General features: G+C 56.1%; 12 protein-coding genes. 4 read left to right on the top strand and 8 right to left on the bottom strand.

All coding sequences use genetic code 11. The features are described from left to right. Nucleotides 1-189: 189 nt before the first annotated feature. Together mlrA and M987_RS24225 are read left to right on the top strand one after the other, a co-directional pair. On the top strand, nucleotides 190-930 hold the full coding sequence (gene mlrA / locus M987_RS20595; protein WP_041162256.1) for an HTH-type transcriptional regulator MlrA: 741 nt from the start codon (nucleotides 190-192) through the stop codon (nucleotides 928-930). 70 nt (nucleotides 931-1,000) lie between these two features. Next, nucleotides 1,001-1,114 (top strand): protein YohO, encoded by a 114-nt coding sequence (locus M987_RS24225; protein WP_010433613.1) that lies wholly within the window; start codon nucleotides 1,001-1,003, stop codon nucleotides 1,112-1,114. On the opposite strand, the gene M987_RS20600 is transcribed toward M987_RS24225, so the two are convergent. The 8 genes from M987_RS20600 to bglX all read right to left on the bottom strand — a co-directional run bounded on the left by M987_RS20600 (nucleotide 1,089) and on the right by bglX (nucleotide 11,758). After that, nucleotides 1,089-1,826: an ABC transporter permease gene (locus tag M987_RS20600; RefSeq protein ID WP_014070998.1), complete on the bottom strand. Its 738-nt coding sequence runs from the start codon at nucleotides 1,824-1,826 to the stop codon at nucleotides 1,089-1,091. The genes M987_RS24225 and M987_RS20600 overlap by 26 nt on opposite strands. Continuing rightward, the gene (locus tag M987_RS20605; protein WP_014070999.1) at nucleotides 1,810-2,760 is read right to left on the bottom strand and encodes an ABC transporter ATP-binding protein; all 951 of its coding nucleotides are present in this window, start codon (nucleotides 2,758-2,760) and stop codon (nucleotides 1,810-1,812) included. Before M987_RS20605 ends, M987_RS20600 begins: the two co-directional genes overlap by 17 nt. Beyond that, complete coding sequence (locus M987_RS20610; RefSeq protein WP_014071000.1) at nucleotides 2,753-3,910, bottom strand: ABC transporter permease; 1,158 nt, start codon at nucleotides 3,908-3,910, stop codon at nucleotides 2,753-2,755. Before M987_RS20610 ends, M987_RS20605 begins: the two co-directional genes overlap by 8 nt. Before the next feature lie 12 nt (nucleotides 3,911-3,922). After that, nucleotides 3,923-4,840 (bottom strand): glycine betaine ABC transporter substrate-binding protein OsmF, encoded by a 918-nt coding sequence (osmF, locus tag M987_RS20615; RefSeq protein ID WP_014071001.1) that lies wholly within the window; start codon nucleotides 4,838-4,840, stop codon nucleotides 3,923-3,925. Nucleotides 4,841-4,910: 70 nt separating this feature from the next. Then, nucleotides 4,911-6,146 carry an MFS transporter gene (locus tag M987_RS20620; RefSeq protein WP_041162093.1) on the bottom strand — a complete coding sequence of 412 codons (1,236 nt, stop codon included), beginning with the start codon at nucleotides 6,144-6,146 and terminating at the stop codon, nucleotides 4,911-4,913. Nucleotides 6,147-6,197: 51 nt separating this feature from the next. Continuing rightward, nucleotides 6,198-7,757 carry an MFS transporter gene (locus M987_RS20625; RefSeq protein WP_014071003.1) on the bottom strand — a complete coding sequence of 520 codons (1,560 nt, stop codon included), beginning with the start codon at nucleotides 7,755-7,757 and terminating at the stop codon, nucleotides 6,198-6,200. A 23-nt stretch (nucleotides 7,758-7,780) separates the two neighbouring features. Next, complete coding sequence (locus tag M987_RS20630) at nucleotides 7,781-9,106, bottom strand: glycoside hydrolase family 28 protein (protein WP_014071004.1); 1,326 nt, start codon at nucleotides 9,104-9,106, stop codon at nucleotides 7,781-7,783. A 354-nt stretch (nucleotides 9,107-9,460) separates the two neighbouring features. Beyond that, nucleotides 9,461-11,758, bottom strand: a complete 2,298-nt coding sequence (bglX, locus tag M987_RS20635; RefSeq protein ID WP_014071005.1) for a beta-glucosidase BglX — start codon at nucleotides 11,756-11,758, stop codon at nucleotides 9,461-9,463. Between the two features lie 189 nt (nucleotides 11,759-11,947). On the opposite strand from bglX, the gene dld reads away from it, so the two are divergent. Continuing rightward, the gene (gene dld, locus M987_RS20640) at nucleotides 11,948-13,696 is read left to right on the top strand and encodes a D-lactate dehydrogenase (protein ID WP_014071006.1); all 1,749 of its coding nucleotides are present in this window, start codon (nucleotides 11,948-11,950) and stop codon (nucleotides 13,694-13,696) included. 112 nt (nucleotides 13,697-13,808) lie between these two features. After that, nucleotides 13,809-14,363 carry a GNAT family N-acetyltransferase gene (locus tag M987_RS20645; protein WP_014071007.1) on the top strand — a complete coding sequence of 185 codons (555 nt, stop codon included), beginning with the start codon at nucleotides 13,809-13,811 and terminating at the stop codon, nucleotides 14,361-14,363. The last annotated feature ends 83 nt before the right edge of the window (nucleotides 14,364-14,446 follow it).

A 14,446-nucleotide genomic window follows, 5' to 3' on the forward strand; every position in this document is an offset into this window, starting at 1 on the left:
TAACATACACTGATGTGGTTAAACTTTCTTTGAAGCGTACCGAAAAAGGTGTAATTCGTGTTCGATATCACACCTTTTGTTGAACATAACGTATCCCTCGCATTTTTTGTTCAAAAATTCACCGACACTTCCTGGTTCACCAATCTGGGTCTACAGTTAAGCTGGGGACGCGTAAGCCAGGGGGCGAATATGGCGCTTTACACAATAGGTGAAGTGGCACTCCTTTGTGATATCAATCCCGTGACCCTACGGGCTTGGCAACGACGATACGGATTACTCAAACCGCAGAGAACAGACGGTGGTCACCGCCTGTTTAATGACGCGGATATCGACCGGATCCGCGAGATCAAAAGCTGGATCGACAACGGTGTTCAGGTTGGGAAAGTGAAATCGCTGCTCAGTCAGGACGATCCTGACACACAGCATATCTGGCGCGAACAACAAGAAACCCTGCTGCGCCTGTTGCAGGCGGGGAATCTGCAACGCCTGCGTGCGTGGATTAAAGAGCAAGGGCGCGACTACCCTGCGCAAACCCTGATTACGCATCTTTTTATCCCCTTACGCCGCCGTCTTCAGTGCCAGCAGTCCACCTTACAGGCGCTGCTGAGTATGCTCGATGGCGTACTGATCAATTACATTTCCGTTTGCCTGGCATCGGCAAGAAACAAAAACGGAAAAGATGCGCTGGTCGTTGGCTGGAATGTGCACGATACCACCCGTCTGTGGCTGGAAGCGTGGATAGCCACCCAGCAGGGCTGGCGCGTGGATGTGCTGGCACATTCTCTGGCGCAGTTTCGCCCCGAATTTTTTGACGGGCAGACACTGCTGGTCTGGTGTGGTGAAGTCCCGACAGCCTCGCAGCAGCAGCTGCTGACGGAGTGGCGCGAGCACGGCTACCCGGTTTATCCGCTCGGTCCGAATGAGCCGTAACGGCATTTAATGGTTCATTAACAGCTGCGCTTCACCGTATAATTGCTCTGTTAACAACAGGAGCACATTTATGAAGGCAACTAAACTGGCCGTGATCACCCTTTTCGTCCTGATGGCCGTCAGCGGGATTGGCGGCGTTATGCTGGCAGGTTACTCGTTTATTGTTCGCGGCGGTGTCGGCTGAGGTAACTCGCCAGGCGCTCGAAACCGCGGTCAACCACAATGGCCGCGAGCGCAACCAGCACTGCCCCCTGAACAATATAGGCCGTATTAAATCCGCTTAAGCCGATAATGATCGGCGTGCCCAGGGTATTTGCCCCCACCGTGGAGGCAATGGTCGCGGTGCCGATATTGATAATCACGGATGTGCGGATCCCCGCAATAATGACCGGCGCGGCCAACGGCAGTTCAACGTTGCGCAGTCGCTGCCAGGCACTCATTCCCATCCCTTCTGCCACACTCATCACCGATGCGGGCACGGCCGAAATCCCTGCAAGCGTCCCCTGCAAAATGGGCAGCACGCCATACAAAATCAGGGCAATAATTGCAGGCTCCTGACCAAAACCTATCACCGGAACGGCGATTGCCAGCACGGCCACGGGCGGAAATGTCTGGCCGATGGCGGCAATGGTTTCAACCAGCGGGCGAAACTCCCGGCCAGACGGACGTGTGACCACAATCCCGGCTCCCACACCAAGCACAATAGCCAGCACACTGGATACTGCCACCAGCCAGAAGTGCGCCAGCGTCAGATTAATAAAGCTTTCCTGCTGGTAGACCGGGCGCGGTAGACCGGGAAAGAGCGCGCTGAATACCCCGGCGCTGTGCGGCATCAGGATTAACAGTGCGACAAAAAGCAGCACCAGCCAGATAAGCGGATCACGCATCCACTTCACGCGCCACCTCCCCCTCCAGCAGATCGCGAAAATGGAGCGTGCCGCAGGATTTGCCCTGCGCGTCCGCCACAGGCAGCACTTCACACTGCCGGGCAACAAAAGCCGATAACGCATCGCGCAGGCTCATGTGCTCCAGCAAGGGTTCTCCACCGGTCTGCGTCTCCTGTCGACGCATCGCCTCCCCGACGGTTCGCAGCGAAAGCAGGCGCACGCCCAGTTCGCCGCGGCCAAAAAACTCACGCACAAAATCGTTTGCCGGGCGCGTGAGGATCTCAAGCGGTGTGCCCTGCTGAATGACTTCGCCGCTGTCCATCAGCACCAGCCGGTCGGCAAGCCGAAGCGCCTCGTCGATATCGTGGGTCACGAGGATTATCGTACGCCCCAGAATGCGGTGAATACGGGTCATCTCCGCCTGCAACGCGCTACGCGTCACCGGATCCAGCGCACCAAAGGGTTCATCCATCAACAGCACCTGCGGATTGGCCGCCAGCGCCCGCGCCACGCCAACCCGCTGCTGCTGTCCGCCGGAAAGCTGATGCGGATAACGCTCGCGCAGGGCTGGCTCTAACCCCAGAAGCGCCATCAACTCATCCACACGCGCATTGATTTTTTGCCGCGACCATTTCTCCAGTTGCGGCACGGTGGCGATATTCTGCGCCACCGTCCAGTGGGGAAACAGGCCAATGGACTGAATGGCATATCCCATTCGTCTGCGAAGCTCGAGCACCGGCAGGCTGCGGATCTCTTCACCGGCAAAACGGATCAAACCGCTGTCGTGTTCCACCAGCCGGTTGATCATCTTCAGCGTGGTGGATTTTCCCGAACCCGAGGTGCCTATCAGCACGGTAAATGCCCCCTCCTCAAAATGCAGATTCAGGTGACTTACCGCCGGACGCCCCGCAAAGGTTTTACTTACATCGTGAAATTCAATCATTCTCCCTCCCCCTGAGCAGCGCGAGCCACAGGGCAAACAGTGCATCCACCACCACCGCCAGAGCAATCGCCGGAACAACGCCCAGCAGCACCAAATCCAGTGCGCTGCTGAGCAATCCCTGGAATACCAGTGCACCAAACCCGCCTGCGCCAATCAACGCCGCGATCACCGCCATCCCTACCGTCTGCACGGCCACCACCCGCAGGCTGCGCAACAGCAAGGGGAGCGCGATGGGCAGTTGTACCTTCCAGAAGCACTGGCGCGCGCTCATCCCCATCGCCTGAGCGCTTTCCAGCACATCCGGCGCAACCTGGCTTAGCCCCGCCACCACACCGCGAACCAGCGGCAAGAGCGCATACAGCACCAGCGCAATCAGTGCCGGGGTTAATCCCGTACCGGCGATGCCGAGTGAAGCTAGCAACGGGATTGATTTGACCAGCCCTGCCAGCGGTGCGATCAGCAGGCCAAACAGCGCCACCGACGGAATGGTCTGGATGACGTTCAGCAGCGCAAAGACCGCACCCTGGCGCGCAGGATGACGATAACACCACATCCCCAACGGCAACCCCAGCAGCAACGCCGGGAACAGCGTCCCGAACAGGATTGTCAGATGCTGCGCCAGGGCATCATCAAAGATGTCCTGGCGGTTGGCATACTCTTTTAACAATGAGAGATTGTTCAGCGCACCGCTGAACAGCAGTAATAGTGGGATAAACCAGATCTGTGCATTAAGCCCCCAGCGCCAGACGGCGTGCGGCGTAAGACGACGAATGGCATCACTGCTGGCCAGCAGACAGAGCGCAAGCCACAGCCACAGGCCGCTCCCTACGGAGGTTCGCGCCAGCGGGCTTTCGGCAGAAACCATCAGCGTTGCTGCAAGGCCAGCGCCCCAGAACAACACAATAAACAGCGCTTCGCAGAGGATAAGCGTCAGCCACTGAGCTGCACGTCCTTGCCAGAACGATAACGCGATAATCGCGCAAACTGCCCCTGCCAGCAGCAGCGGCGAAAATGACCAGACCTGCCAGAGCGCGCGCCCTTCACCTGACACCAGGCGGTTGGGCGCGACATTCACAAACGGCAGCGCAACGGCCGCGATGGCGACACAAGCCAGCATCAGCAGCACGCGGTTATGACATTTTATCGGCACAGCCCTGTCCTGTTACTTCACAAGCCCTTGTTGTTTCAGGAAGTCGGCAGCCACTTTTTTGGCATCCAGCCCCTCGACGGCAATACTGGCATTGAGCTGTTGCAGCGTTTTCTCATCCAGTTTTTCAAACACCGGTTTGAGCCACGCGCCAATCTCCGGGTATGCCTTCAGCGTGGCTTCACGTACCACGGGCGTCGGAGCATAAATCGGCTGAACGCCTTTCGGATCGGTCAGAGTTTGCAGGCCAAGCGCCGCAACCGGGCCATCGGTCCCGTAGGCCATGGCGGCATTCACGCCAGAGGTTTGCTGCGCTGCCGCTTTGATGGTCACCGCCGTATCGCCCCCGGCCAGAGAGAGCAACTGGCTCTGATCAAGCTTAAAGTCATAGGCTTTTTCAAACGCCGGAAGCGCGTCTGGCCGCTCGATAAACTCAGCGGACGCGGCGAGCTTAAAGTCGCCCTTCTCTTTCAGGTAACGACTCAGGTCGTCCAGCGACGTCAACTTGCCTTTTTCGGCAAGATCTTTGCGCACGGCGATGGTCCAGGTGTTGTTGGCAGGCGATGGCGTCAGCCAGACCAGTTTGTTCTGATCCGCATCCAGCTTTTTGACTTTCTCATAGCCAGCCTGGGCATTTTTCCAGGCAGGATCGTTTTCATCTTTGAAGAAGAAGGCCCCGTTACCGGTGTATTCCGGGTAGATATCCAGCTCGCCAGAGGTAATCGCACCACGCACAACGGGCGTTGTGCCAAGCTGTACTTTATTGACCGTTTTAACACCGTGACTTTCCAGTACCTGTAAGATGATATTGCCAAGCAGCGCACCTTCGGTATCAATCTTAGAGCCGACTTTCACCGGCTCTGCCGCCTGTAGCGGCAGGCTCAGCGCCGCCAGAAGTACCGCTGAGCCTGTGATCCCCTTTGCAATCGTCATTGGGCTTTCCTCATTATTTTGCCGCCTTTTTCATAGGCTTGAGAGAAAAGCGTAGTCTAAAAACCAGAATTCAGCCTTCTTCCGGTAAGGTCAGCGGCACGCTCAGCAGGCTGGCGGCAAAATAGAGAATGGCGATCACCCATAACGTGCCCTCCACACCAAGCGGGACAACGCAGAGCGTGACAATCAGCGGCCCGACAAAGTTGCTTAACCCGGAGCCCAGATTCAGGCAGGAGACGGCCGCTCCTTTGTTTTGGGGTAACAGAGAAGGGATCAGCGCGCTCAGTGGGCCAAACGCCCCAAGGCCAATGGCATATAACACCAGCGCCATAAACAGGGCCGTTTCACTGTTGCCAAACCACACCGGCGCGTAACAGACGGCAAGCATCGCCAGCCCACACAGCGTGCCGGAGAACCAGACAACCGTCTTGCGCCAGCCGATAGTGTCCCCAAGCCAGCCGAAAAAGTAGTTGGCGAAGATATTGACCACGTTCACCAGCCCCCAGATGGCCAGCCACTGGGCGATGCTGAAACCAAAGCGTGGCAGGTAGACCGGCATCAGGATCACCAGCGAAAACTTGCCAATGTCATTGATGGTTTTGACGATAACCGCAAGGCGCATTTTGGGCTCGCGTACCAGCACCAGTAATCCTTCCGCCAGCGCCGCGCCAAGCCTGCCATCGCGTTGCCACTGCGGGCGGTCGCGGTTGAGCACCAGCGCGCAAAACGCTCCCAGCACCACAAATACAAAGCCGCTAAGCAGCGTGGCGGTTTCGCCAATCACAGGCAACATCACGCCGGAATACCACGGCCCGACAATGGTCATCCCGACGCCGAAGGCAATCCAGAACCAGGAGACCGCGCGGCCAAGAATACCCGGCTCGCAGCGCTGGTTGACCCATACCAGAAACGAGTAGGCAAACAGAGGATACGCCACGCCGCGCAGGGCGTAGCTCGCCACCATCAGCGGGTAATTCCCCTGTGGCAGCGCCCAGCCGATAAACGGAATAGAGCCAATAAAATAGATAAGTGTAGCGGCCCACATCAGACGACGCAGCCCGAGCACGCCCGCGCCAATGCCGGAGAACCACGACACCAGTGCCACACACAGGCCAAAGACCGATGAAAGCAGGCTGATATGCACCGCATCAAAACCACGGTGTTGTAGCAACGAGGCGAGCCAGCTTTGTTCGATAGTTGCCCCGGTAATAAACAGGAAAATACCAAAAAATCCCCAGCACAACTCACGGGGCAGCCCTAACCGGGCCCAAATCCCCTGCTGGATAATCATACTGTGTTCTGTCATGTCAGTTCATCTTAAGCAGGCCGGGCGCGCAGGCCCGGCCAAATCAGGAAGTCAGGCGTTTTCCAGTTGCCCGGCCAGTTTGCGGGCAAGCATCCGCTTGCGATTGAGGTAACCGACGGTGTTTTCACCCCAGCAATGTTCGTATGGCATCCCGGTCAGGCTTTCGATCACCGCCCGGTTTTCTGCGCTCACGGTGGCCTTGCTGCCGCCCTGTTTCAGACGCGCGACTTCTTCATTCAGAATGGCGTGCGTGCGGCTGTTCACCCTGAACTGGAAAGCAGACCAAATCCCCCACAGGGTGAGGACGACCGGCAGAGCAATCATGATAATCATAATCATGCTGATCGCTGACTGCGGCTGAGAGCTCTGCCCGGAGACGAAGCCTGACATCTGCAACGCCACCCCGACCAGGAAGATAGAGAGCGCCTGAGACGCTTTGCGCAGCAGGCTCATAAACCCGGCAAAGATCCCTTCGCGACGATTCCCGGTGAGGATCTCATCCACATCGGCCACAAAGGTGTAGTTGTTCCACGGAATGGCATAAATCCCCCCGCGCGCCAGACCAGCAACCGCAGCGCCCGCATACAGAATGGTCATTCCCCCCACGCCGCTGAGGTACGCCGAAACAAACAGGGCAAAAGCGACCAGCGCCATGGTGGCCTGAGTGGCGAAAGCCCGGGAAGGCGAGAAGCGCAGCGTCAACCAGGTGGCGATACCAACGCCAAAGAATTGCAGGCCGTTGATCACCCCCAGCAGGTTAGAGGCCATCACGGATGAGGTCATCATCGCGAAGACCACAAAATAGGTAAACACCGAGTTGAAGATGTCCTGCGCGACGGAGCCGCCAAGGTACATACCCAGGTGCGAACGGAAGGTCTTTATCTTAAGCGTTGAGACAAAATCATAGTAGATATGGAAAATGCGGGTCCCAAACGGCTCTTTTTCCTCATCTTCCGCGTGGTGCTCGTTTTGCTGAATCTCTTCCAGCGAGCGCTCCCAGGTGCCGAAATAGACAAAGAACAGCACTATCATGAACGACACGGTGAAAATGGCCCCGGTGTAGAAGAAGGAATCCGAAGAGTCCTGGCCGAAGTAACCCACCAGCCGCCCTGGCAGGAATGCCGCAGCAAACCCGGCCAACTGGGCAATGTACATGCGGGCGCTGGTCAGTTTTGAGCGTTTTTTGAAATCAGAGGTCATCTCCGCCGACAGGGTGTCGTACGGGATAATTATCATGGTGTAGACGATTTCAAAGAGGATATAGAACAGCAGATACATCCAGTAGTTGAACCCTTCAACCCACAGCAGGCTGTAGACCGACACCAGCGGAATACTGGCCAGCAGGAAGAAACGGCGGCGGCCGAACCGACGTCCGAGGCGGGTTTTATGGAAGTTATCGGAAACGTAACCGATAACCGGGCACATAATCACATCGACAATCCTTGCCACTGCAAACAGCGACCCCGCCTGGATAGGCGTCAGGCCACAAAATGTGGTCAGGAAGAACAAAAGCCAGGCGCTGACAAGCGTAAAGGCCCCAGAACCAATCACATCCGCCAGCCCGTAACAGACATAGTTACGCAGCTTTATTTCACGTATTTTTTTTATCATTTTTGTCCCCTGAATTTACCGTGTTAAACCCGGATTTCCTCAGCATCCCAACCCTCAGGCAGCGGTGAAGGACGCGTTATGTGTAAATCACTTAATTGCAGCTGGCTGACGCCGCTGGCGAAAATCGCAGGAAGCCCTTGCGGATAGCGCTCTACACCGTGGGCGCGGCCGGTATCGGGGTTCACCTTATAGGCGTTATCCAGCCCCATTCCGGTGGGGCGTTCCGGGTTGCACGGTGGGCGCACGTCGTAGCAGCCCTGCTCGTCTGATGGCCCACAAATTTGGTTGAAGGTCACTCCACTGAAGGTGATACCGGAAATGGCATCGGGTATTTCGCTGTGAAGATTGATAGCGCCCTCGCCCACGCCATTGAGGCCGGAGAAGGTGATTTGACTGATATTGCCGGGCCGGACATCCGGCGCGCGGTAGCGCAGGGAGACAAAGACCGGATCGGCTTTCCCCCAGTGACAGGGATCGCCGTGGCGGCAGTCAAACAGGATATTGCTAAAGACCATCTGGCTGAACGCGCCGCCATCGCGGGACACCAGGCCGATGCCGCGATTGGATTCAAAAATCACGCAGTTGTTGACGGCGATATTGCGGATATCGGCGTGGGTTTCAGTCCCGACTTTAATCGCGCAACTTTTAGAGCGAATAATGCAGTTATTCACCGTGACGTTATAAACCGGCTGCTGAAGTTCAGGTGCTTTGGCGGTAGTTTTCAGGCAGATGCCGTCATCAGCAGCGCTGAAGTAGCTGTCACTGATATGTACATGCTGGCAGCTGTCGATATCCAGCGCGTCGGTGTTGGAGAGCGCCAGGTCGTTATCGATAGTGAGATTACGGATGAAGACGTGGTTGCAGCTCACCAGATGGGCGGTCCACATAGGTGAGTCATACAGGGTGATATTGCTGATACGCACCTGTTCACAGCTTTCGAACACCACCAGACGAGGACGGCGGGTTTTCGGCTGGCGATACCCCTGAGCATCCGCTTGTGGTTCAAACCAGGCGGTCGCGTTCCCGTCAATACAGCCAGCCCCGCTCAGTGTCACGCCGCGCGCATCACGGGCGTATATCAGCGCCATGTGGGAAAGCTCCGCCATGCTTTGCGTCACCGCCGCCTGGTAATCCTCTTCGCGATGGCTGGCAAGCAGCCGCGCGCCTGCTTCCAGATGTAGCGTGATGTGTGAGGACAATACCAGGGTTCCGGTCAGATAGAGGCCTGGCGTGACCACCAGCGTGCCGCCCCCGGACATCGCCAGCTCGTCGAGTAACCCCTGTAGGGTCGCCGTCACGGGCGATGCCCCGGTACGATCCAGTTCGACGTTTTCTAATGTGATATTCATGTCGTTACCTGTCAGCGTTGTTTTAACAGGCATTAAACGGGGATTTCGGCGCACGCTCCCGGCGTAATCAGCGGGAATTTATATGAACAGTGAAGGTCATCACGCCAGTGTGGCGGCGTTACCGGCACTTTTGACGTTGTTCACGTTTTCGCCCGTAGCGCAAAAAAGAAGTGTGAAAACCTTCACATTTCTGGGGCGCAGAGAGGGAAAAAAAGCGGGGTTTGAGGTTTTTTGTCGCAAGAAGTCAGAAAAGTTGTGTTGTGGGTCACGGAACAGCAGGAATGAGAGGATGGTGGGGGTTGCCAGAGGCAGGTGGATATCCGCTCCCCCCAAAGGAGAGAGCGGTGGGAAAATTTACTGCAATTCAAACTCGCCTTTATTCACGCGAGCAGAATCCACCCCGATAAACACATTGAATTTGCCCGGCTCAGCATCGTATTTCATCTGCTGGTTCCAGAACTTCAGTGCATCCACATCAATCGGGAAACTGACGGTTTTGGTCTCACCCGGTTTCAGGTTCACCTTATCAAAGCCGCGCAGCTGTTTCACCGGACGGCTCATGGAGGCGGTGACATCCTGAATATACATCTGGATAACCGTGGCCCCTTCACGTTTGCCGGTGTTGGTCACCTCCACGCTGGCGGTCACTTTGCCGTCACGCTTCAGTGTTGGCGCAGACATTTTCACGTCAGAAACCTTGAAGGTGGTGTAGCTCAGGCCATAACCAAACGGATACAACGGGCCGTTGGCTTCGTCGAAGTAGCGCGAGGTGTACTTGTTCGGCTTGTCGGCGTTATACGGACGACCGGTGTTCAGGTGGCTGTAGTAAACCGGGATCTGCCCAACCGAGCGCGGGAAGGACATCGGCAGCTTGCCTGACGGGTTGTAATCGCCAAACAGCACGTCGGCAATGGCGTTACCGCCTTCGGTACCGGCAAACCAGGTTTCCAGAATGGCGTCGGCCTGCTGATCTTCTTTCACCAGCACCAGCGGACGACCGTTCATCAGCACCAGCACCAACGGTTTACCGGTGGCTTTCAGCGCCGCAATCAGGTCACGCTGACTTTGCGGAATGGTGATGTCGGTGCGGCTGGACGCTTCATGTGCCATCCCCTGTGCTTCACCAACAACGGCAACCACCACGTCGGACTGCTTCGCAGCGGCCACGGCTTCGTCAATCATCTCTTTCGGCGAGCGAGGATCAACTTTCACCGCCTCTTCGTACTGATTCAGGAAGGTGACGATATCTTTATCGTTAGTGACGTTCGCCCCTTTGGCGTACACCACTTTACCGTTGTCACCGATGGCGTTTTTAATGCCGGTCAGAACGGTGATGGACTGATCGGCCACACCGGCCGCAGACCAACTGCCCATCACATCACGCTTGCTGTCGGCCAGCGGGCCAACCACGGCAATTGTGCCGGACTTTTTCAGCGGCAGCGTTTCCAGACGGTTTTTCAGCAACACCAGGCTTTCGCGCGCCACGTCACGCGCTTCTTTGCGGTGCAGGCGGCTTTCAGCGTTGGTATCCACCGGGTCGGAATCTTTCGGCCCCAGGTGGCTGTACGGATCGTTAAACAGCCCCATGTCATATTTCACGTTCAGCACGTGGCGGGTGGCGTCGTCCAGCTCTGCCATCGTCACTTTGCCGCTCTTCACCAGCCCCGGCAGGTATTTGCTGTAGTACTCGTCGCTCATACTCATGTTGATGCCAGATTTGAGCGCCACACGCACGGCATCCTCAGGGTCGGATGCCGTACCGTGTTTGATAAGTTCTTTAATCGCGCCGTGGTCAGACACCGTGATGCCCTTAAAGCCCCACTGGTCGCGCAGCACGTCTTTGAGCAGCCAGGCATCAGAGGTAGCAGGCGTGCCGTTGAGCGAGTTCAGCGCCACCATCACCGCACCGCTGCCTGCATCCAGGCCCGCTTTGTACGGCGGCATATAGTCGTTGAACAGGCGTTGCGAGCTCATGTCGACGGTGTTGTACTCTTTCCCGCCTTCAACAGCACCGTAAGCCGCGAAGTGTTTGACGCTGGTCATGACCGAATAGCGATCCGCCGGACTCTTGCCCTGCATCGCTTCAACCATGGTTTTACCCATCGTCGAGGTCAGATAAGTATCTTCACCAAATCCTTCAGAGGCACGGCCCCAGCGCGGATCGCGCGAAACATCCACCATCGGCGCCCAGGTCATGTTCAGGCCGTCGTCCGCCGCTTCATAAGCAGAAATGCGCCCGACGGTGTTGACCGCGTCGAGGTTAAAGGAAGAGGCTAAGCCCAGGCTAATCGGGAAGACGGTACGCTGGCCGTGCAGCACGTCATAGGCGAAGAACAGAGGAATTTTCAGGCGGCTGAGTTCCATCACCTGATCCTGCATTTTGCGGATATCCTGGCGAGTGACGGTGTTAAAGATCGCCCCGACCTGGCTATCTTTAATCATTTCGCGGATGGCCTCTTTCGGGTTATCCGGGCCGACGCTGATAAGACGAAGCTGACCGATTTTTTCATCGACCGTCATCTTCTTGAGCAATTCAGTGACAAATGCATCACGAGCTTCCGGCGTTAGCGGGTGATTGCCAAACAAATCATCTGCCAGTGCAGGTTGTAACGCCAGGCTGACGGCGACCCCTACAGAACAAAGCCATTTCATGTTGTTTTACTCTCTCATCAATAACCGCCGGAAGATCTCGGCCAAACCGTGCGAAAAGCGCAGTTTGCCACAAACCCTCTGAACCTTGCAGGGTTATTCTCTGATTTTTCTCATGAATACTCGACCCCTTAACAGTTTATCGCGCTATGCTTTACAGCGAGAAATTTGCCCCACCACAAGGAGTGGAAGATGTCTTCTGTTCGAACCTACGATAACAATACTTTTATTAACGAACTGTCGCGCCTGGTTGGTCACTCTCACCTGCTCACCGACCCGGCCAAAACGGCCCGCTACCGCAAGGGATTTCGTTCCGGTCAGGGCGATGCGCTGGCAGTTGTGTTCCCCGGCACGCTGCTGGAACTGTGGCGTGTGCTAAGCGTCTGCGTGGATGCCGACAAGATTATACTGATGCAGGCGGCCAACACCGGTCTGACCGAAGGCTCTACGCCAAACGGCAACGATTACGATCGCGACATCGTGATCATCAGCACCCTGCGCCTCGACAAACTGCACCTGTTGGACAAAGGCGAACAGGTCCTCGCCTTCCCGGGCACCACACTCTATTCGCTGGAAAAAGCACTGAAACCGCTGGGACGCGAACCGCATTCGGTGATTGGTTCCTCTTGTATTGGTGCCTCGGTTATTGGCGGTATCTGTAATAACTCCGGCGGCTCGCTGGTACAGCGCGGTCCCGCGTACACCGAAATGTCGCTGTACGCCCGTATCGATGAAAACGGCAAGCTGACCCTGGTTAACCATCTCGGGATTGATCTGGGTGTGACCCCGGAACAGATCCTCAGCAAGCTCGATGATGACCGCGTAAAAGACACCGACGTTCAGCACGACGGCCGCCATGCACACGATCATGACTACGTAACGCGCGTACGCGATATCGACGCCGACACGCCAGCGCGGTACAACGCTGACCCGGACAGGCTGTTTGAATCTTCCGGCTGTGCGGGCAAACTGGCGGTGTTTGCGGTGCGTCTGGACACCTTCCCAGCAGAGAAAAAACAGCAGGTGTTTTATATCGGTACCAATCAACCGGACGTGCTGACCGAAATTCGTCGTCATATCCTGGGGGAATTTACTCACCTGCCGGTGGCGGGCGAATATATGCACCGGGATATTTACGACATCGCCGAGCGTTACGGGAAAGACACCTTCCTGATGATCGACAAGCTCGGCACCGATAAAATGCCATTCTTCTTCACCATGAAGGGCCGCACCGACGCGATGCTCGATAAAGTGTCGCTGTTCAAGCCCCACTTCACCGACCGTTTTATGCAGAAACTGGGCAACGTTTTCCCGGCGCATTTACCGGAGCGGATGAAAACCTGGCGCGATAAGTACGAACACCATCTGCTGCTGAAAATGGCCGGGGATGGCATAGAAGAGGCACAAACCTGGCTGACGGAATTCTTCAAAACTGCCGAAGGCGATTTCTTTGCCTGTACACCAGAAGAAGGCAGCAAAGCTTTCCTGCACCGTTTTGCCGCCGCAGGTGCGGCAATTCGTTATCAGGCCGTTCACGCGGACGAGGTGGAAGATATTCTTGCGCTGGATATTGCACTGCGCCGTAATGACACCGAATGGTATGAGCATCTGCCGCCGGAAATTGACAGCAAGCTGGTGCATAAGCTCTATTACGGCCACTTTATGTGTTATGTCTTCCATCAGGATTACATCGTCAAAAAAGGGGTGGATGCACATACGCTGAAGGAGCAAATGCTCACCCTGCTGCATGAGCGTGGCGCGCAATACCCTGCCGAACATAACGTCGGACACCTGTATAAAGCACCAGAAACGTTAACGCGTTTTTATCGCGAGAATGACCCAACAAACAGTATGAATCCCGGGATTGGGAAAACCACGCGGCATAAACACTGGAAAGAGCAGGCTGAAACCGTGGATCCTGATATACAAAACATTGATTAATGTGTGCAGCCATTTTTAAGAGATTGTTAAGCGTTCCTCAATCGTACTAGAGTAAACGACCGACGCCGGAGAAACGTTTCTCCGGCTTTTTATGACGAGGAGCAAGCACATCATGTCGGCCGTCGATATTTTATCCGAAACCGAAGTTGAAGTGCGCGATGCCCTACCCGACGATGTGCACGCTATCTCAGCAATTTATGCCTGGCATGTACTCCACGGACGCGCGTCGTTCGAGGAAGTCCCCCCTGCGATTGACGAAATGCGCCAGCGAATGAAAAGTGTTGCTGATAGCGGTCTGCCGTGGCTGGTAGCGCTGTATCGCGGCATTGTGGTGGGTTATTGCTATGCCACCCCTTATCGTCCACGTCAGGCCTATCGGTATACCCTTGAAGAATCTATCTATGTGGATGCAAGCACCACAGGTCGCGGTTTTGGCACGGCACTGATGGACGCTCTGATTGCGCGTTGTGAAGAGGGACCATGGCGGCAAATGATCGCCGTTGTCGGCGACGGAAATAACAACCCTGGCTCGTTGCGATTGCATAAAAAGCATGGCTTCGAAGTGGTCGGGCAGTTGCGCAGCGTGGGTTATAAAAAAGGCAACTGGCGGGATACGATTATTATGCAGCGGTCACTGAACGATGGTGACTGGACGCTGCCAGAATAAGGCGCTGTGCGGTCTGATGCCCTCACCCCGGCCCTCTCCCACGGGGCTGAGGGTTCCCCAGTAATTTTTGTCTTTTTTCAGCA

Source organism: Enterobacter soli ATCC BAA-2102 (assembly GCF_001654845.1).
Lineage (GTDB): Bacteria > Pseudomonadota > Gammaproteobacteria > Enterobacterales > Enterobacteriaceae > Enterobacter > Enterobacter soli.